The 18448-nt window shown below is 39.7% G+C and carries 17 protein-coding genes; 4 read left to right on the top strand and 13 right to left on the bottom strand.

Translation table 11 applies throughout. The annotated features are described in order from the left end of the window. Nucleotides 1-17: 17 nt before the first annotated feature. The 8 genes from rseP to rpsB all read right to left on the bottom strand — a co-directional run bounded on the left by rseP (nucleotide 18) and on the right by rpsB (nucleotide 7622). Complete coding sequence (rseP, locus tag AC2IP4_RS02905) at nucleotides 18-1376, bottom strand: sigma E protease regulator RseP (RefSeq protein ID WP_486310540.1); 1359 nt, start codon at nucleotides 1374-1376, stop codon at nucleotides 18-20. Between the two features lie 2 nt (nucleotides 1377-1378). Then, nucleotides 1379-2581 carry a 1-deoxy-D-xylulose-5-phosphate reductoisomerase gene (gene ispC / locus AC2IP4_RS02900; protein WP_375321087.1) on the bottom strand — a complete coding sequence of 401 codons (1203 nt, stop codon included), beginning with the start codon at nucleotides 2579-2581 and terminating at the stop codon, nucleotides 1379-1381. Nucleotides 2582-2682: 101 nt separating this feature from the next. Next, nucleotides 2683-3522, bottom strand: a complete 840-nt coding sequence (locus tag AC2IP4_RS02895) for a phosphatidate cytidylyltransferase (protein ID WP_375321088.1) — start codon at nucleotides 3520-3522, stop codon at nucleotides 2683-2685. 3 nt (nucleotides 3523-3525) lie between these two features. After that, the gene (gene uppS, locus AC2IP4_RS02890; protein ID WP_105055306.1) at nucleotides 3526-4299 is read right to left on the bottom strand and encodes an undecaprenyl pyrophosphate synthase; all 774 of its coding nucleotides are present in this window, start codon (nucleotides 4297-4299) and stop codon (nucleotides 3526-3528) included. A 123-nt stretch (nucleotides 4300-4422) separates the two neighbouring features. Then, nucleotides 4423-4980: a ribosome recycling factor gene (gene frr / locus AC2IP4_RS02885; RefSeq protein WP_060991661.1), complete on the bottom strand. Its 558-nt coding sequence runs from the start codon at nucleotides 4978-4980 to the stop codon at nucleotides 4423-4425. Nucleotides 4981-5016: 36 nt separating this feature from the next. Beyond that, nucleotides 5017-5748: a UMP kinase gene (gene pyrH / locus AC2IP4_RS02880; RefSeq protein ID WP_105055307.1), complete on the bottom strand. Its 732-nt coding sequence runs from the start codon at nucleotides 5746-5748 to the stop codon at nucleotides 5017-5019. Nucleotides 5749-5913: 165 nt separating this feature from the next. Beyond that, complete coding sequence (gene tsf, locus AC2IP4_RS02875) at nucleotides 5914-6759, bottom strand: translation elongation factor Ts (protein WP_105055308.1); 846 nt, start codon at nucleotides 6757-6759, stop codon at nucleotides 5914-5916. Between the two features lie 134 nt (nucleotides 6760-6893). Beyond that, nucleotides 6894-7622 carry a 30S ribosomal protein S2 gene (gene rpsB / locus AC2IP4_RS02870; RefSeq protein WP_375321090.1) on the bottom strand — a complete coding sequence of 243 codons (729 nt, stop codon included), beginning with the start codon at nucleotides 7620-7622 and terminating at the stop codon, nucleotides 6894-6896. A 356-nt stretch (nucleotides 7623-7978) separates the two neighbouring features. On the opposite strand from rpsB, the gene map reads away from it, so the two are divergent. From map to AC2IP4_RS02855, 3 genes are all read left to right on the top strand, one after another. After that, nucleotides 7979-8806, top strand: a complete 828-nt coding sequence (map, locus tag AC2IP4_RS02865; protein ID WP_486310539.1) for a type I methionyl aminopeptidase — start codon at nucleotides 7979-7981, stop codon at nucleotides 8804-8806. A 59-nt stretch (nucleotides 8807-8865) separates the two neighbouring features. Then, nucleotides 8866-11487, top strand: a complete 2622-nt coding sequence (gene glnD, locus AC2IP4_RS02860) for a bifunctional uridylyltransferase/uridylyl-removing protein GlnD (protein ID WP_486310538.1) — start codon at nucleotides 8866-8868, stop codon at nucleotides 11485-11487. 121 nt (nucleotides 11488-11608) lie between these two features. Further along, a complete protein-coding gene (locus AC2IP4_RS02855; protein ID WP_060991667.1) occupies nucleotides 11609-11989 on the top strand; it encodes a DUF3461 family protein in 381 nt (126 codons plus the stop codon). 73 nt (nucleotides 11990-12062) lie between these two features. Here the strand turns inward: AC2IP4_RS02855 and secF are convergent, their stop codons facing one another. The 5 genes from secF to queA all read right to left on the bottom strand — a co-directional run bounded on the left by secF (nucleotide 12063) and on the right by queA (nucleotide 17723). Then, nucleotides 12063-13013: a protein translocase subunit SecF gene (gene secF / locus AC2IP4_RS02850; protein ID WP_105055312.1), complete on the bottom strand. Its 951-nt coding sequence runs from the start codon at nucleotides 13011-13013 to the stop codon at nucleotides 12063-12065. A gap of 12 nt (nucleotides 13014-13025) precedes the next feature. Then, entirely contained in the window at nucleotides 13026-14882 is a 1857-nt protein-coding gene (secD, locus tag AC2IP4_RS02845) for a protein translocase subunit SecD (protein WP_105055313.1), read from the bottom strand. A gap of 53 nt (nucleotides 14883-14935) precedes the next feature. Beyond that, nucleotides 14936-15268: a preprotein translocase subunit YajC gene (gene yajC / locus AC2IP4_RS02840; RefSeq protein WP_105055314.1), complete on the bottom strand. Its 333-nt coding sequence runs from the start codon at nucleotides 15266-15268 to the stop codon at nucleotides 14936-14938. A 78-nt stretch (nucleotides 15269-15346) separates the two neighbouring features. Continuing rightward, on the bottom strand, nucleotides 15347-16474 hold the full coding sequence (gene tgt, locus AC2IP4_RS02835) for a tRNA guanosine(34) transglycosylase Tgt (protein ID WP_105055315.1): 1128 nt from the start codon (nucleotides 16472-16474) through the stop codon (nucleotides 15347-15349). 196 nt (nucleotides 16475-16670) lie between these two features. Further along, on the bottom strand, nucleotides 16671-17723 hold the full coding sequence (queA, locus tag AC2IP4_RS02830; protein ID WP_486310537.1) for a tRNA preQ1(34) S-adenosylmethionine ribosyltransferase-isomerase QueA: 1053 nt from the start codon (nucleotides 17721-17723) through the stop codon (nucleotides 16671-16673). A gap of 243 nt (nucleotides 17724-17966) precedes the next feature. On the opposite strand from queA, the gene AC2IP4_RS02825 reads away from it, so the two are divergent. Continuing rightward, nucleotides 17967-18410, top strand: coding sequence for a CBS domain-containing protein (locus AC2IP4_RS02825; RefSeq protein ID WP_375321094.1), 444 nt, complete (start codon nucleotides 17967-17969; stop codon nucleotides 18408-18410). The last annotated feature ends 38 nt before the right edge of the window (nucleotides 18411-18448 follow it).

The raw sequence follows: 18448 nt of genomic DNA, 5'->3' as shown, positions 1-18448 counted from the left end.
TATTCCCTTGCTACTACTTAAAGGCGCATAAAGTCGTTAAATAAAGCGACAGCCATTAATGACATAATCATTGCTGTTCCTACTTTATAACCAATTTCTTGAACTCTTTCGGATACTGGTTTACGCGTAATCCCTTCAATAGCAAAGAAGAGTAAATGCCCGCCATCCAATACCGGAAGAGGTAATAAATTAATAATACCTAAATTAACACTAATTAAAGCTAAAAATCCTAAAAATGATACTAAGCCATATTCTGCAGTGGTTCCTGCTCCTTTGGCAATAGAAATAGGCCCGCTTAAATTATTTAACGCTACATCACCCGTGAATAATTTTTTAGTCATGGTTAATGTTAAATCTATAATATTTCCGGTTTTTTCAATCGCTTTTTCAAAGGCAATAATTGGACCGTATTGTTTTTCATAGCGATAGCCTTCAGGCCATGCTTCAAAAATAGGTGATACTCCAGCAAAACCAATAATTTTACCGTCAACATTCTCTTTGCTATCAGGAGTTAAGCTTAAAGCCACCTGTTCATTATCACGAAGTACAACTAGCTCCATCGTTTTATTTGGATTTGATTGTATCGCGTCAACCATATTCTGCCATTCTGCTAACTTATTACCATTAACCGAAGCTAAGCGATCACCAACCAATAAACCTGATTTTTCAGCTGCACTATTTGCACTTATATTAGCAACATCTAAAGTTAATGTTGGGCGATAAGGAAGAAAACCAAGAGACACCATAGGTGAATCTTTTTCTGGATCAAATTCCCACCCAGATAAATCTAGAGTTGCTGTAACATCTACACCAATGTTATTTTCATCGCTATAGGTTACTGTCATTGATTCATCGCCAATATGAGAAACAATCGCCATATTAACCGCTTCCCAATCCGAGGTTTTGATTCCTGAAATCGCTTTTAGTTCCACTCCAGATTCAATTCCTGCTTGAGAAAAAATTGAATTTTTATCGATATGTCCAACAACTGGCTTTAATGCCGTCACTCCGATCATAAAAGCAAGCCAACACGCTACCACTGCAAAAATAAAATTCGCGATTGGTCCTGCGGCAACAATGGCACTTCTTTGCCATAAAGGACGGTTATTAAAAGCATGTTGTTTAAGTTCTTCAGGAACCTCATCAACACGTTCATCCAACATTTTTACATAACCCCCAAGTGGGATCATTGATATGTTATATTCAGTGCCGTCTTTGCCTTTTCTGCTCCAGATTGACTTACCAAAACCAATAGAAAATTTCTCAACAATTACACCACAACGGCGAGCTACCCAAAAATGACCATACTCATGAACAGCAACAAGAATACCTAGTGCGATAATAAATGATGATAGATTCCATAGAAGTTCTGACATAGTTAAACCTTTTTAATTGCCTCATCGGCATAATGACGGGCCATTCTATCTAGGTCAATCAGGCTTTCCAAGCTATCTAGCTCAAGGTTTTGGAAGTTTGCGCATACTTTGTCCAAAACCGACTCATTAATTCGAGCTATATCTGTAAATTTAATCTGACCGTTCAAAAAAGCAGCGACTGATTGTTCATTAGCTGCATTTAACCCTGTCGTCGCGTGCTGACCTAAATAACATGCATCAATTGCTAATTTCAAACATGGGTAACGAGAAAAATCTGGCTCAAGAAAACTAAACTCACCCACTTTAGTAAAATCAAGTGGTTCAACTCCAGCATTGACTCTTTTAGGATAAGACATTGTGCAAGCAATAGGCGTTCTCATATCAGGAAGTCCCATTTGCGCTAAAACTGAGCCATCTTTATATTGAACCATTGAGTGAATTACAGATTGTGGATGAATAACAACTTTCAGTTGTTCTTTGCTTGCGTTAAACAACCAACGAGCTTCAATATACTCTAATCCCTTATTCATCATGGTTGCTGAATCAACAGAGATCTTAGGTCCCATTGACCAGTTAGGGTGAGCAATTGCCATTTCAGGTGTTACAGATTCTAATTCTGATATATCAGTATAACGAAACGGACCACCTGAACCTGTTAATAAAATAGAACTAATGCCATTAGCGTCTAAATCACAACGGCCTAAATTGGTTTGAATTCTCTCAGGGAGGCATTGGAAGATAGCATTATGCTCACTATCAACAGGTAATAACTCAGCACCATACTTTTCAACAGCATCAATAAATAATTGCCCTGACATGACTAAGGCTTCTTTATTAGCAAGTAATATGCGTTTTCCAGCTTTAACTGCTGACATTGTAGGTAGTAAGCCAGCCGCACCAACAATCGCCGCCATGACCGTATCAACATCATCAAGTTGAGCTATGTGACAAAGCCCTTCCTCACCTGAAAACACCTCGATATCAAGATCACGCTCTTTTAGCTTAACCATTAACGAATGTGCTGCGTCAGTACTTGCCATAGCAGCATATTTAGGTTGCCATTCACAACAAAGATCCAGCATTTTTTCAACGTTGCTTCCTGCACCTAATGCAACAACATCAAATTTATCGGCGTTTTGTTTTGCGACTGAAAGTGTACTACTACCAATAGAGCCAGTAGCACCTAAAATGGTTAACTTGCGCATAATGAATGACCACAATGAAAATTGAATAGAAAAACGGTAGATTATGATATCTACCGTATAAATAAAGTTGATTTAGTTCTTCAAAACAGAAGAGAAACGAACTATAGAAAATACAAGAAAGCAAATACTGGGAATGCAGCCGTTAAGCTATCAATACGATCTAAAATACCACCATGACCAGGAATGATAGTGCCACTGTCTTTAATACCAGATGCTCGCTTAAACATACTTTCAACAAGATCACCTAATACTGAAATAATAATGGTTGCAATGAAAATACCTAACATCGCAATTGTACTTTCAAATCGGATTTCAAAAGCACTTGCAGCAACCCAGCCAACGATAATCGCAGTAATAATCCCACCGATTAAACCTTCGATCGTTTTATTTGGGCTTACTGCTGGTGACATTTTACGCTTACCAAAGGTTTTGCCAGCAAAATAAGCGCCGCTATCTGCAGCCCATACCAATAAACAAACCAATAAAACTAATTTAGCGCCATAAAAACTATCAACCGCATAACTATCGGCACGCAACAATAGAATACTCCACAAAAATGGGATCATTGTTAGCCAACCAAAAATGTGCTTTAAAGATAGGTTGTTTTGCCATAATGTTTTACTTTTAGGGAAGGTTAAAACCAAACCTGAAGCAACTAGCCACCATATTGAACCAATCAATAAGATTGCTTGATGCCCATCAGTTGGAATCGCAAGTTCCAAGGTTGAGGTTGGCAATAAAAAAAGAGACGCTGCAAGGGCTATGACTGAAGGGACTAAGGCTATATAACGAGATTTAGATTCTGTAAACTGGGTCCACTCCCAAAAGCCTACAAGTGTAATTGCGGTAATCGCAATAAGGAAACCTTGCATTGGCAACATGAAAATGCCTGCAATAACTAGGGGTGCTAAAATAAGAGCGGTAATAATACGCTGTTTCAAACTTTATAGATCCTTTTCGTTCATTAGAGCTTGGATTTGCTCACCTGTACAACCAAATCGTCTTTCTCGACTAACAAACCAAGCAATAGCATCCGCTAAACTTTGTTCATTAAAATCAGGCCAATATTGGTCAGTGAAATAAAACTCAGCATAAGCCATTTGCCACAGCATGAAATTGCTGATGCGGCACTCACCGCTGGTTCTAATCATTAAATCCACATCAGGTAAATCTGACATTGTGAGCTTAGAAGCAATCGACGCTTCATCAATATCATCAACCTGTAAATTACCTTGCTCCACTTGATAAGCAAGACGTTTAACTGCTTGGGTAATATCCCACTTGCCGCCATAATTTGCAGCAACATTTAGCACTAACCCTGAATTTTCACAAGTTAATGCCTCAGCATCAACGATCTTCTTTTGAAGACGAGAGCTAAATTGAGAGGTATCACCTATAACGCGTAACTGAATATTATTTTTATGAAGACGCTTAACTTCACGGGAAAGAACCGTAATAAACAACTCCATGAGGACACTAACCTCTTCTTCTGGGCGACGCCAATTCTCGCTACTAAAAGCAAAAAGAGTAATGGCTCTTATCCCTAGTTTGCTGGCTGCTGATATGGTTTTTCTCACCGCATCAACACCGGCTTTATGACCAAATACACGAGGCTTACCCTGAGCTTTCGCCCAACGTCCATTACCATCCATGATTACCGCTATATGATTTGGTAATACTTCAGATGATAAAAATTCGCTGTTAGGTTGACTGGCCATATAACTCCCTTAAAAATAAAAGCGCTAATGTCTACACATAGCGCTTCTTATCGTGTTCATCGCCGACATCATATCATTATTTATATGAAAAAATCAGCCTGAACAATGAGTAATAAAAGTAAATTAGACTTCCATTAACTCTTTTTCTTTTACTGAAAGCACTTCATCAATGCTCTTAACTGCAGAATCTGTCAGTTTTTGAATTTCGTCTTGTGCTCTACGATCATCATCTTCTGAAATTTCTTTCTCTTTAAGAAGACCTTTAAGATCACCATTTGCATCACGACGGATATTACGAACAGCAACACGAGCGCCTTCAGCTTCGCCACGTACAATCTTAACAAGGTCTTTACGACGCTCTTCTGTTAGCGGTGGAAGCGGTACGCGAATTACTGTACCAGCAGACATTGGGTTTAGACCAAGATCTGACATCATGATTGCTTTTTCAACTAAGCCAGCAAGCTCTTTATCAAAAACAGTAATCGCAAGAGTACGAGAATCTTCAGCAATGATGTTTGCTACTTGATTAATTGGAGTTCTTGCACCGTAGTACTCAACAGAGAGACCAGCTAGAAGGCTTGGGTGAGCACGACCTGTACGAATTTTTAACAGGCTGTTTCTCAGTGCTTCTACGCTTTTTTCCATGCGCTCTTGAGCGTCTTTTTTAATTTCGTTAATCACAACTTCACCTTAAATTGTTATTTTATATTGGACGATTTATTCAGCGCTGCTGATTAAAGTACCTTCAGTTTCACCCATTACAACACGACGCAATGCACCCGGCTTATTCATATTGAATACACGGATAGGCATTTTGTGGTCACGAGCAAGAGTAAACGCTGCTAAGTCCATAACTTTTAATTCTTTTTCAAGAACAGTGTTATAATCCAGTTTATCATATAATTCTGCATCAGGGTTAGATACTGGATCAGCGGTAAACACACCATCTACTTTTGTTGCTTTTAAAACGACATCAGCTTCAATTTCAATTCCACGTAAACACGCAGCAGAATCGGTTGTAAAGAATGGGTTGCCTGTACCTGCAGAGAAAATTACTACACGGCCTTGACGAAGTTGAGCGATTGCATCAGCCCAATTATAATCATCACATACACCTTTTAGAGGGATAGCAGACATTACTCGTGCATTTACATAAGCACGGTGAAGTGCATCACGCATAGCAAGGCCATTCATTACTGTTGCTAGCATACCCATGTGATCGCCTACTACGCGATTCATACCAGCTTCTGCAAGGCCTGCACCACGGAAAAGGTTACCACCACCAATAACAACACCAACTTGAACACCAAGTTCAATCAGTTCTTTTATCTCTTGAGCCATACGCTCAAGTGTTGCAGGGTCAATACCAAAACCCTCTTCGCCTTGAAGTGCTTCACCACTAAGTTTTAATAGAATACGCTGATATACTGGTTTCGGGTTCGTCGTCATGGTTCTTACCTTTTCACTAAGAGTTGTCGAAATAACTGTAGCCTTTTGATATTAGAACTTAAATACACAAAAGGGCACAATTATCATCATAACTTGTTATTTATTGAGCATTCACAAAAAGACCGCAGCATGGCCACGGTCTTTTTTATCAACAATACGAAAGGATTAACCTTTTTGTACTGCAGCTACTTCGTCAGCAAAGCTCATTTCAGCCGCTTTCTCGATACCTTCACCAACTTCTAGACGTACGAAGTTAGATACTGATGCGCCTTTTTCTTTAAGAATTTCAGCAACAGTTTTCTTAGGTTCCATGATGAAAGCTTGACCTGTTAGAGAAACTTCGCCCGTGAATTTCTTCATACGGCCGATAACCATTTTCTCTGCGATTTCTTGAGGCTTGCCTTCGTTCATAGCGATTTCAACTTGAACAGCTTTTTCTTTTTCTACTACTTCAGCAGGTACGTCAGATGGGTTAACGTACTCAGGCTTAGAAGCAGCAACGTGCATAGCGATGTGCTTAAGCGTATCAGCTTCGCCTTCACCAGCAACAACAACACCAATTTTCTCGCCGTGACGGTAAGAAGCAAGTGCTACGCCTTCAACAAGTTGAACGCGACGGATGCTGATGTTTTCACCGATTTTAGTAACTAGAGCGATACGAGCATCTTCAAATTTAGCTTGAAGAGCTTCGATGTCTAGACGCTCAGCTAAAGCTGCTTCAGCAACTTCGTTAGCGAATGCTAGGAAACCAGCATCTTTAGCTACGAAGTCAGTTTGACAGTTAACTTCAAGAAGAACAGCAACGCCAGCTTCTTCTTTAATAATGATTGTGCCTTCAGCAGCGATGTTACCTGCTTTTTTAGCCGCTTTTGCTGCGCCAGATTTACGCATATTTTCGATTGCTAGCTCGATGTCGCCTTCAGCTTCAACAAGTGCTTTCTTACATTCCATCATACCAGCAGCAGTACGTTCACGAAGTTCTTTAACTAGAGCAGCAGTTACAGTTGCCATTCTCAATTCCTCAATATAAATAGGTATAAAAGTTAAAAATCAGGGGCCAAATTGGGCCCCTGCTAACTATATTTAGTTTACTACGAAACTAAAAGACTCACTAGGAGCAAATAATAATTCGACGAGTCGAAAAATTACTCAGCTTCTACGAAACCGTCTTTTTCAGCTACAGCTGCAACGTCTTGGTTACGACCAGACTTTACAGAATCAGCAGCAGCGTTCAGGTAAAGTTGGATAGCGCGGATTGCGTCATCGTTACCTGGGATAATGTAGTCAACGCCATCTGGGTTTGAGTTAGTATCAACAACAGCAAATACTGGGATACCTAGGTTGTTTGCTTCTTTAACTGCAATGTGCTCATGGTCAGCATCGATAACAAATAACGCGTCTGGAAGACCGTTCATGTTTTTGATACCACCTAGAGATTTCTCTAGTTTTTCCATGCTACGTGTACGCATAAGCGCTTCTTTCTTAGTGATCTTCTCAAAAGTACCGTCTTGAGATTGAACTTCGAATTCTTTTAAACGCTTGATAGACTGACGAACAGTTTTAAAGTTAGTAAGCATGCCGCCTAACCAACGGTTGTTCACGTAGTACTGGTCACTGTTGATCGCAGCTTCTTTAACAGCTTCAGATGCAGCGCGCTTAGTACCAACAAAAAGAACTTTACCTTTTTTGCTACCGATTTTAGCAAGTTCTGCTAAAGCTTCGTTGAACATTGGTACAGTTCTTTCTAAGTTGATGATATGAACTTTATTACGAGCACCAAAGATGAATGGCTTCATTTTTGGGTTCCAGTAACGAGTTTGGTGACCGAAGTGAACACCAGCTTTAAGCATATCGCGCATTGATACAGTTGCCATTTGAGAATTCCTCTATTAAATGGGGTTAAGCCTCCACATACCCCGCTTGTAATCCGACCCTAACCATTTGATTGAAACAATCAAAAAGTTGAGCACCCCGGACAGCGTGACGGTATGTGTGTGATTTAAAATTAAAGTATTGTCGGTATTGAGAACAAATTGTTCATCAATCCGGCGCGCTTTATACCATAAAAACGTCGCTAAAATCTACTATTTTCAAAAAAATCATTCTGATTCCCTTTCAACCAAGAATTATTTTTCATTCTTCTTCATATTGAAAGATAAACATACCCTAGGTAAACTAAGAACAATTATCGTTTAACCAGAACGATTTATTTTTAGATAGAGAAAAGCCCATGTCAGTAAATATTAAAAACGCTGCAGAAATTGAAAAAATGCGCGTTGCCGGCCAATTAGCCGCAGAAGTACTTGAAATGATTGAACCCTTCGTAAAAGCAGGGGTAACAACTGAAGAACTTGACCAAATTTGCCATAAGCATATTACTGAAGTACAAGGTGCGATCCCTGCACCACTAAACTACCATGGTTTTCCTAAATCTATTTGTACCTCAATCAACCACATTGTGTGTCACGGCATTCCAGCTACACAAGATGAGCAATACAATGGTTTCACTAAGCCAGCAGTACTAAAAGATGGTGATATTCTTAACATCGACATTACTGTAATCAAAGATGGTTATCATGGCGATACTTCAAAAATGTTTTTGGTTGGTGACGTTAGCTCTACAGATAAACGTCTATGCTTAATTGCACAAGAAAGCCTGTACGTAGGTATGCGTAAAGTAAAACCTGGTGTAAAACTGGGTGAAATTGGCACTGCAATTCAAAAATACATTAAAGGCACAACACCTAAATGTTCAATTGTTCGTGATTACTGCGGTCATGGTATTGGTTCTCAGTTCCACGAAGAACCACAAGTTGTTCATTACAAAAATAATGACCGCACAGTGTTAAAAGCTGGCATGACATTCACTATCGAGCCAATGATCAACTTAGGTAAATTTGGTTGTCTGCAGGATGATAACGATGGTTGGACAGTTTATACTGGTGACGGTAAGAATACCGCTCAGTGGGAACATACTATTTTGGTTACAGAAACCGGTTGCGAAGTATTAACACTTCGCGCTGAAGAAAGTATCCCTCGTCATATGAACAATAAATAATCAAACATTAAAATAAACAGAAGGCTTCGGTCTTCTGTTTTACATTAGCAAGGATTGCTATGAACTATACATCTCCTCTTGCTTTATCTGATCAGCAACTCACGATTACAGAGCTAAAACATCAGCTTGCCCTTTTCTCTCAATATCAAATTGATTGTTTCCATCAAAGTTTACCGGTGTCAGACTTAGTGCTACAACGTGCTGATTATTTTGACCAATTACTGTCTCGCCTTTGGGCTTTCTTTGCATTCAATGACACCTCAGACACCTCGCTCATTGCTGTTGGTGGTTATGGGCGCAGTGAACTTCACCCTTTGTCTGATATTGATATCCTATTGCTTACCAAAGGAAATACTGACGAGGGATTTTGTCAAAAAGTCAGCCATTTCGTTACCTTACTCTGGGATTTAAAGCTAGAAGTCGGTCATAGTGTTCGAACTTTATCTGAATGTATCGAAATTGGAAAAAGCGATTTAACCGTAGCGACCAATTTACAAGAAGCGCGTTATATCTGCGGAGATAAAGAACTTGCCCATCAATTGAAACTGAATATTCACTCAGATAGTTTCTGGCCAAGTGAATCCTTTTATCAAGCTAAAATTGATGAGCAAAAAAAACGCCATAGTCGCTATCACGACACCACTTACAACTTAGAGCCCGACATTAAATCAAGTCCTGGTGGGCTGAGAGATATTCACACCCTTAGCTGGATTGCTCGACGTCATTTTGGAGCAACGTCTCTGCTTGAGATGAGCCAAGCTGGTTTCTTAACAGACGCGGAGTATCGAGAATTATTAGAATGCCAAGAGTTCTTATGGCGCGTTCGCTTTGCTTTGCATATTGAGCTAAAACGTTACGATAATCGGCTCACCTTTGGCCATCAAGCTTCTGTCGCTGAACATTTAGGTTTTATCGGTGAAGGCAACCGTGGTGTCGAGCGCATGATGAAAGAGTTCTACCGCACTTTACGACGTGTTGCAGAACTTAATAGCATGCTATTAAAAATATTCGACCAAGCCATCCTTAACCAAGGTGAACAAACCAAAGCCATTATTATCAATAATGATTTTCAACGTCGCGGTCGTCTTATTGAAGCAAGAAAGCCTGCTTTATTCCAAGCTCGTCCTGATACCATTCTGGATATGTTCTTATTAATGGCTAGTGATTCTAGTATTGAAGGCGTTTCCCCTCCAACAATGCGGCAATTACGCACAGCTCGACGCCGTTTGAATCGTTTTTTATGTGATATCCCAGAAGCGCGTGAAAAATTTTTACAACTAACTCAACACCCAAATGCGCTCCATAATGCCTTTAGTTCAATGCATAAGTTAGGTGTTATCTCTGCTTATTTACCTCAATGGAGCCACATTGTTGGACAAATGCAGTTTGATTTATTTCATGCCTATACCGTAGATGAACATAGTATTCGCTTACTAAAACACATTAATAAATTTTCAGACCCAAAAAACCGAGAAAAACACCCTATTTGCTGCGAAGTCTATCCAAAAATGATTAAAAAAGAACTATTAATCATCGCGGCTATTTTTCATGATATAGCAAAAGGCCGAGGAGGCGATCATTCAGAACTTGGCGCTGTTGATGCCTATGAGTTTTGTATTGAACATGGGTTATCAAAACCAGAAGCAAACCTTGTTGCTTGGCTAGTAAAAAGTCACCTACTCATGTCTGTAACTGCTCAACGCCGTGATATTTATGATCCTGATGTTATTACTGAGTTTGCAAAACACGTTAGAGATGAAGAGCGTTTAGATTATTTAGTGTGCCTTACTGTCGCAGATATCAGTGCAACTAACCCAGACCTTTGGAATAGTTGGAAGCGAACACTTATTGCTGATTTATATAATGCAACACAGCGAGCACTACGTCGTGGTTTAGAAAACCCACCTGATATGCGTGATCGTATCCGCCATAATCAACACATGGCCTCTGCACAACTACGAGCAGAAGGCTTTACCCAATGGCAAGTAGAAGATCTATGGCGCCGATTTAAAGCTGATTATTTCTTACGCCATACACATCAACAGATTACATGGCATGCAAGTAATCTTCTTAATCATTCAGACAAAGAAAAATCGCTGATACTTATCAGTAAAAATCCAACGCGCGGTGGCACGGAAATTTTCATTTATAGTAAAGATCAGGCACACCTTTTTGCAACCGTCGCTGCAGAGTTAGATCGACGAAGTATTACCATTTATGATGCTCAAATCATGTCAAGCAAAGACGGTTATGCCCTTGATACTTTTATGGTTCTTGACCAAAATGACGATCCTATTGATGAAGATAGACAGCAACGTTTAATTGACCAGTTGTACGCTGTAGAATTGGAAACTCAAGAAACACACATCAAGACTCGTCGTCCCCCCCGACAACTACAACATTTTACTGTTAAAACTCGTATGGAATTTCTTCCAACTAAAACGGGAAAGCGTACTTTAATGGAATTTGTAGCACTAGATACGCCAGGGTTATTAGCTACGGTAGGAGCCACTTTTGCACGTTTAGGCGTGAACCTTCATGCTGCAAAGATCACCACTATAGGTGAGCGTGCGGAAGATCTCTTTATTTTAACGTCAGAGACAGGCGGTCGGCTTGATGAAGAAAAACAAGATGAATTAAAAACTGCGCTCATTGAAAATGTTGATAATCTAATAAACTAATATTTAAAGTACCCTATTTAAACTTAACGGATCTACCCCACAAGTTTCTTTAACGCTATTTGTTATATTCGTTATCTTAGATGAAGATTGAAGCAACAAGATAATAACAATGGAGTAAACCATGTACCCACACTTAGTTAGCCTTGGAATTTCAGAACCCGAAAAAATTGAGCGTTACTCTTTGCGTCAAGAAGCACATAAAGACGTACTTAAAATTTATTTTGGTAAACAGAAAGGTGAATTATTCGCTAAAAGCGTAAAATTTAAATACCCACGCCAAGTAAAAAATGTCTTAGTTGATAGTGGTAGCCATCGTTATAAAGAAACCACCGAGATTAACCGTAACCTAACATTAATCATTGATGAGCTTAATAAAATTACACGCCCAGAAAAAGAAACGCCTGCGGATGTGAAAAAGAAAATCCTTAAAGATCTTCGTCACTTAGAAAAAGTTGTAGCAAGTAAAATTGAAGAAATCGAACGGGATCTAGATAAGCTTTAACACTGCTTTTTATGTGATAAAAAATGGACCAATTAAGGTCCATTTTTTATCAGTAGAATATACACATTACCAGTTAAGGCATTTGCTCAAATTCTTCTTCACCTTCTTTATCAACAGGGGTTGGCATTAGGTGCTCACGAGTGATACCTAATTTAAGAGCAAGCGCAGAAGCGACATAGATAGAAGAATACGTACCAATCGTAATACCCAATAGTAATGCAAGAGCAAAACCATGAATCATTGCACCACCTTGAGTGAACAATGCGATAACTACAAACAGAGTCGTTGCTGATGTTATCAACGTACGGCTTAATGTTTGAGTAATTGAATCATTCATTATGTCTTCAGGCTCACCTTTACGCATCTTCAAGAAGTTTTCACGGATCCGGTCAAATACAACAATAGTATCATTCAAGGAATAACCGACTACCGTTAGTAATGCTGCAATAATCGTTAAATCTACTTCAATCTGTAAGAATGAAAAAATACCTAATGTAATGATAATATCGTGCGCCAATGCCAATACCGCCCCCGCGGCTAAACGCCATTGGAAGCGCATTGAAACGTAAGCCAAGATACATAACAAAGAAACAAGGATCGCTAACCCCCCCGCTTCAGTTAGTTCATCACCCACATTTGGACCAACAAACTCAATACGACGCATCTCAACTTGATCGCCAGTACCTTCTTTGATTGCACTGATGATTTGGTTACCTAATTCTTCTCCTTTAATCCCATCACGAGGTTGAAGACGAACAATGACATCACGAGCAGTACCAAAATTTTGTACCGTTGCATCACCAAAGCCTTTTGCTTCTAGTGCACCACGAATATCAGTTAATTGAGCAGGTTGCTCAAAACCAACTTCAATTAAAGTACCGCCTGTAAAATCTAACCCCCAATTCAACCACTTTGTTGAAAGTGTCGCAATTGAAGCAACAATCATCAACATTGAAAAGAAAAAGGCAGGCTTAGACCAACGCATAAAGTCGATCGTTTTCTCTGCTTTCATTAATTGAAACATAATAATGAGTCCTTAGATCGACAGCTTGTCTACGCGCTTGCCGCCGTAAACTAAATTAATCACACAACGAGTACCAACAATCGCAGTAAACATTGATGTTAAAATACCAATAGACAGCGTTACCGCGAAGCCTTTAATCGCACCAGTACCCACTGCAAACAGAATAATTGCTGTAATTAGTGTTGTAATGTTTGCATCCGCAATCGTACTAAATGCGTTAGCATAACCTTGGTGAATCGCTTGTTGTGGATTACGTCCGTCTCTTAACTCTTCACGGATCCGCTCAAAGATAAGTACGTTTGCATCCACCGCCATACCTACGGTTAATACGATACCGGCAATACCAGGTAAGGTCATTGTCGCACCTGGAATCATCGACATAACACCAATAATTAATACCAAGTTAGCAGCAAGCGCTAAGTTAGCAACCAGACCAAAGCCACGGTAGTAAACCAGAGTAAACAGCATTACTGCAACCATACCCCAGATACATGCCTGAATACCCATATCAATGTTTTGTTGACCCATTGATGGACCGATCGTACGTTCTTCAACAATCGAAATTGGGGCAATTAACGCACCAGCACGAAGTAATAACGCAAGGTTATGAGCTTCAGCTTGAGAATCAATACCAGTAATTCGGAAGCTACGACCTAAAGCAGACTGAATCGTCGCTTGGTTAATCACTTCTTCTGTTTTAGATAGAATCACTCGACCTTCAGGCGTACGACGACCACTGTCTTTATACTCTGTAAATACCGTAGCCATTAGCTTACCGATATTTTTACGAGAGAATGCCGTCATCTTGCTACCACCCTCACTGTCTAGTGATATGTTAACTTGTGGACGACCATATTCATCAGCACTTGAGCTTGCATCTGTAATGCTTGCACCGCCAAGAATAATACGTTTTTTCAGAACAACAGGACGACCATTACGATCTTCTTTAATCTCGCTACCCGCTGGCGCACGACCATTTGCTGCCGCAGCTAAATCTGCTTTATCATCCACTTCACGGAATTCAAGCGTTGCTGTTGCACCTAAGATTTCTTTTGCACGAGCAGTATCTTGTACACCAGGTAATTCAACTACGATGCGGCTAGCGCCTTGGCGCTGAACTAGAGGCTCTGCCACACCAAGTTCGTTAACACGGTTACGGATAATCGTAATATTTTGCTCAACGGCATAATTACGAATCTCTTGCAAACGTTGATCTGTAAACTTAGCAACAAGCTTAAATTGACCATTAGATTCTGAATCTACAAAAGTCATATCACGATGAGCATCAGACAATAATTTTTTTGCTTCAGCTAATTGCTCTTCATTACGTAAAACGACTTCAACAGCATCTTTCCCTGATTCACGAATCGCGCGGTAACGAATTTTTGCTTCACGTAAATCGGTACGGAAAGATTCTTCTTGTTGACCAATAAGTTTACTCATTGCCGCGTCCATATCCACTTCCATTAAGAAGTGAACACCGCCACGAAGGTCAAGACCTAGCTTCATTGGAGCAGCACCAATAGAAGTTAGCCAATCAGGAGTTAATGCTGCAAGGTTTAGCGCCACTACGTAATCTTTACCTAGTGATTGATTGATAATATCTCGAGCACTGATTTGAGAATCAGTATCATTAAAGCGAACAAGTACACTGCCATTTTCGAATGCAATCGACTTATAAGCAATGTCATTGTTTTTTAAATTTTCAGCGACAACATCCAGCGTAGAGGTCTGAACCTCAGTACCACGACTACCCGTGATTTGAACGGCTGGATCTTCACCATAAAGGTTTGGAAGTGCATAGAGAGCTGAGATTAGTAATACAGAGATTACCATCAAATACTTCCATAAAGGGAAACGGTTTAGCACAGCGATGTCCTTAACGAAAAATACCCCCTAGCCGAAACTAGGGGGTACAATTTTTATAGTGATTTCAGTGTGCCCTTTGGCAGAACCGCTGAAACAAAATCTTTCTTAATAGTTACTTCGTTATTCGCATTAAGCTCAATTACGATGTAATCATTTTCTTCAGATACTTTAGTGATTTTACCCACTAAACCGCCTGCAGTAAGGACTTCATCACCTTTGCCCATAGAAGACATTAGGTTTTTGTGTTCTTTTTGACGTTTCGCTTGTGGGCGATAGATCATAAAGTAGAAGATAACAGCAAACATACCAAGCATGATAAACATTTGCATACCACCGCCTTGTGGCGCTGCTTCACCAGCTGCATGAGCCTGAGAGAAAAAATTCATTTAATAACGTCCTCGTTTATATTTTCTAAATGTGACCATACACATATCCCTTTAGATATATGAGTGATAACTCTGTTTTTAAAGGTCTTTTAATGGTGGAACTTCACGATCGCGACGTGCGTAGAATTCTTCTACGAACTGCTCAAAACGTTCTTCTTCCAGAGCCTTACGGATGCTCGCCATAATACGTTGATAATAACGTAGGTTATGAATCGTATTTAAACGCGCACCTAAAATTTCATTACAGCGATCTAAATGATGTAAGTAAGACTTGCTGTAATTCTGACAAGTATAACAATCACATTCAGGATCTAGTGGTGTTGTATCTGTTTTATGTTTCGCATTACGGATCTTGATCACACCGCCAGTCACAAATAGGTGACCATTACGTGCATTTCGCGTTGGCATAACACAGTCAAACATATCAATACCACGACGAACACCTTCAACCAAATCTTCTGGTTTACCAACACCCATTAGGTATCGTGGCTTATCTTCAGGTAATTGTGGACATGTATGCTCTAAAATGCGGTGCATATCTTCTTTTGGTTCACCTACTGCTAGGCCACCAACAGCATAACCATCAAAACCAATCTTAGTTAACGCTTCAACAGAAACATCACGTAGATCTTCGTATACACCACCTTGAACGATACCAAACAGTGCATTCGGGTTTTCTTGACGATCAAACTCGTTACGACTACGGTCAGCCCAACGAATAGAACGCTCCATTGAGATACGTGCTTCGTCATGCGTTGCAGGGTACGGAGTACATTCATCAAAAATCATAACGACGTCAGAACCAAGATCGTATTGGATTTGCATTGATTTCTCAGCATCCATAAAGACCTTGTCACCGTTTACAGGGCTACGGAAATGAACCCCCTCTTCAGTGATCTTACGTGTCTTACCAAGACTAAATACTTGGAAACCGCCTGAATCCGTTAAGATTGGGCCTTTCCAGTTCATGAAATCATGTAAGTCACCGTGTAGCTTCATAATCTCTTGACCAGGACGCAACCATAAATGGAATGTGTTACCCAATAAGATTTCAGCACCTGTATCTTTAACTTCTTCAGGAGTCATGCCTTTAACAGTACCGTAAGTACCTACTGGCATAAATGCTGGAGTTTCAACCGTACCACGGTCAAATTGTAATTGACCACGACGTGCGCGACCTTGTTTTTTCAGTAGTTCGTACTTCACGAAACCTCCGATAAGCCAGAGAAACAATCTGACAATTTATTTAATTTGCATTCACTAATAGGGTTAATGATGCACCGCTAGATTAACAATCGTTCTATTTACTTTACCGTTAACCTAGTTGAAAACATCCAGTTTTCCTATTTCACTGATTCCATGAGTGAAATTTGAATTTATATAATGTATTAGCTTACATTAATTACGTTGTCTTTTTTGTAATAAACATCGCATCACCATAGCTAAAGAAACGATATTTATTATTCACCGCTTGCTCATACGCTTTCATCGTATTTTCATAACCAGCAAAAGCACTTACAAGCATGATAAGTGTAGACTCAGGCAAGTGGAAATTTGTCACCAATGCGTCAACAACTTGGAACTCGTATCCTGGGTAAATAAAAATTTCAGTATCATCAAAAAACGGCGCTAACTCTGTTCCTTGCTTTAATGCGTGTTGTGCAGCACTTTCTAAAGAGCGAACTGAGGTTGTACCAATAGAAATTACACGACCACCGCGAGCCTTCGTTGCATTAACGGCATCAACGACTTCTTGAGAAACTTCAGCGTATTCTGAGTGCATGTGATGTGCTAAAATATTATCAACACGAACAGGTTGGAATGTACCCGCACCGACATGAAGCGTAACGTAGGCAAATTCTACGCCTTTTGCTTTCATTTTTTCTAAAATGTCTGTATCAAAGTGTAAACCCGCCGTTGGAGCAGCAACAGCACCCGGCTTTTCATTATAAACCGTTTGGTAGCGTTCTTTATCCGCGTCTTCATCTGGGCGGTCAATATATGGAGGAAGTGGCATATGACCAATTTCATCCAAAATATCTAATACTTTCTTGTCGGAAGTAAAACGAATTTCAAATAAGGTATCGTGACGAGCAACCATCTCTGCTTCGTATTCTTGATTCTCACCTAACCACAATTGATTGCCAGGTTTTGGTGACTTAGAACAACGAACGTGAGCTAATACTGAATGCTCATCAAGCACACGCTCAACTAATACTTCTAGCTTTCCACCAGAGGCTTTTACACCGAACATACGAGCAGGGATAACACGCGTATTATTGAAAACAACAAGATCACCGCTCTGCACTAAATCCAGTACATCAGTAAACTGACCATCAACTAATTCACCACTATTACCGTTTAATTGTAATAGGCGACTTGCCGTACGCTCAGGTTGAGGATAACGAGCAATAAGTTCATCGGGTAATTCAAAGTGGAAATCGGATACTTGCATGGTTTACTTCTTCATCAAAAATGGCAGACAGAGTAGTATATTCACGCCCAGAGCAATAGCAAGGGATGAAGCAATATACCTCTCAAATTTTGAATAAATTAGCACTTTAATTAATGAATTTGACTTTAAACAGAGAAAGTCGCATCAATATGTTTATCTCTTCAAATCGCTATCTAGTTCGCACTTTTTTATTCGTTCTCATTCTATATTTAAAAAATAACTTATAGATTGCAGGAGCACGCTATGTTTACCGTTAATGACATGATGACAACTCATCCTCATACTTTGCTTCGTTCCAACTCACTAGAAGATGCCAAAGCATTAATGGATGAGCATGGTATTAGGCATATTCCCATCGTAGATACTGAAGGTGCACTCGTAGGGTTAGTTACTCAGCGTGATTTATTATCAGCTCAAACGTCATGTTTAGAAAAACCAACACTAGAAGAAATATCTGCTTTAAGCATTCCACTTAATGACATCATGCATGAAAACATCATGAGCGTTTCTCCACATGGTGGATTAAAGTCTGCAGCATTGTTTATGCAAAAACACAAAGTAGGATGTTTGCCCGTTGTTGACCGAGGGAGGTTGGTAGGAATTATTACTGATTCAGATTTTGTAACTATCGCCATTAACTTATTAGAATTACAAGAAGAAGTTGACCCTATGGAACTTGATGAATAATCAGCTAACTTTCAATATAAGTAGAAAAAGAAAGGGAG

It is taken from the genome of Aliivibrio thorii, assembly GCF_057368585.1.
The sequence above is the reverse complement of the archived record's forward strand: the minus strand, read 5'-3'. Positions and strand labels throughout refer to the sequence as shown.

What these genes read in the sequence shown, in the direction of transcription:
- pyrH (WP_105055307.1), bottom strand. Translation starts at nt 5,748, where the DNA reads ATGACGACGAACCCGAAACCAGTATATCAGCGTATTCTATTAAAACTT.
- tsf (WP_105055308.1), bottom strand. Translation starts at nt 6,759, where the DNA reads ATGGCAACTGTAACTGCTGCTCTAGTTAAAGAACTTCGTGAACGTACT.
- rseP (WP_486310540.1), bottom strand. Translation starts at nt 1,376, where the DNA reads ATGTCAGAACTTCTATGGAATCTATCATCATTTATTATCGCACTAGGT.
- glnD (WP_486310538.1), top strand. Translation starts at nt 8,866, where the DNA reads ATGAACTATACATCTCCTCTTGCTTTATCTGATCAGCAACTCACGATT.
- queA (WP_486310537.1), bottom strand. Translation starts at nt 17,723, where the DNA reads ATGCAAGTATCCGATTTCCACTTTGAATTACCCGATGAACTTATTGCT.
- secF (WP_105055312.1), bottom strand. Translation starts at nt 13,013, where the DNA reads ATGTTTCAATTAATGAAAGCAGAGAAAACGATCGACTTTATGCGTTGG.
- ispC (WP_375321087.1), bottom strand. Translation starts at nt 2,581, where the DNA reads ATGCGCAAGTTAACCATTTTAGGTGCTACTGGCTCTATTGGTAGTAGT.
- uppS (WP_105055306.1), bottom strand. Translation starts at nt 4,299, where the DNA reads ATGGCCAGTCAACCTAACAGCGAATTTTTATCATCTGAAGTATTACCA.
- rpsB (WP_375321090.1), bottom strand. Translation starts at nt 7,622, where the DNA reads ATGGCAACTGTATCAATGCGCGATATGCTTAAAGCTGGTGTTCACTTC.
- AC2IP4_RS02855 (WP_060991667.1), top strand. Translation starts at nt 11,609, where the DNA reads ATGTACCCACACTTAGTTAGCCTTGGAATTTCAGAACCCGAAAAAATT.
- AC2IP4_RS02825 (WP_375321094.1), top strand. Translation starts at nt 17,967, where the DNA reads ATGTTTACCGTTAATGACATGATGACAACTCATCCTCATACTTTGCTT.
- yajC (WP_105055314.1), bottom strand. Translation starts at nt 15,268, where the DNA reads ATGAATTTTTTCTCTCAGGCTCATGCAGCTGGTGAAGCAGCGCCACAA.
- map (WP_486310539.1), top strand. Translation starts at nt 7,979, where the DNA reads ATGTCAGTAAATATTAAAAACGCTGCAGAAATTGAAAAAATGCGCGTT.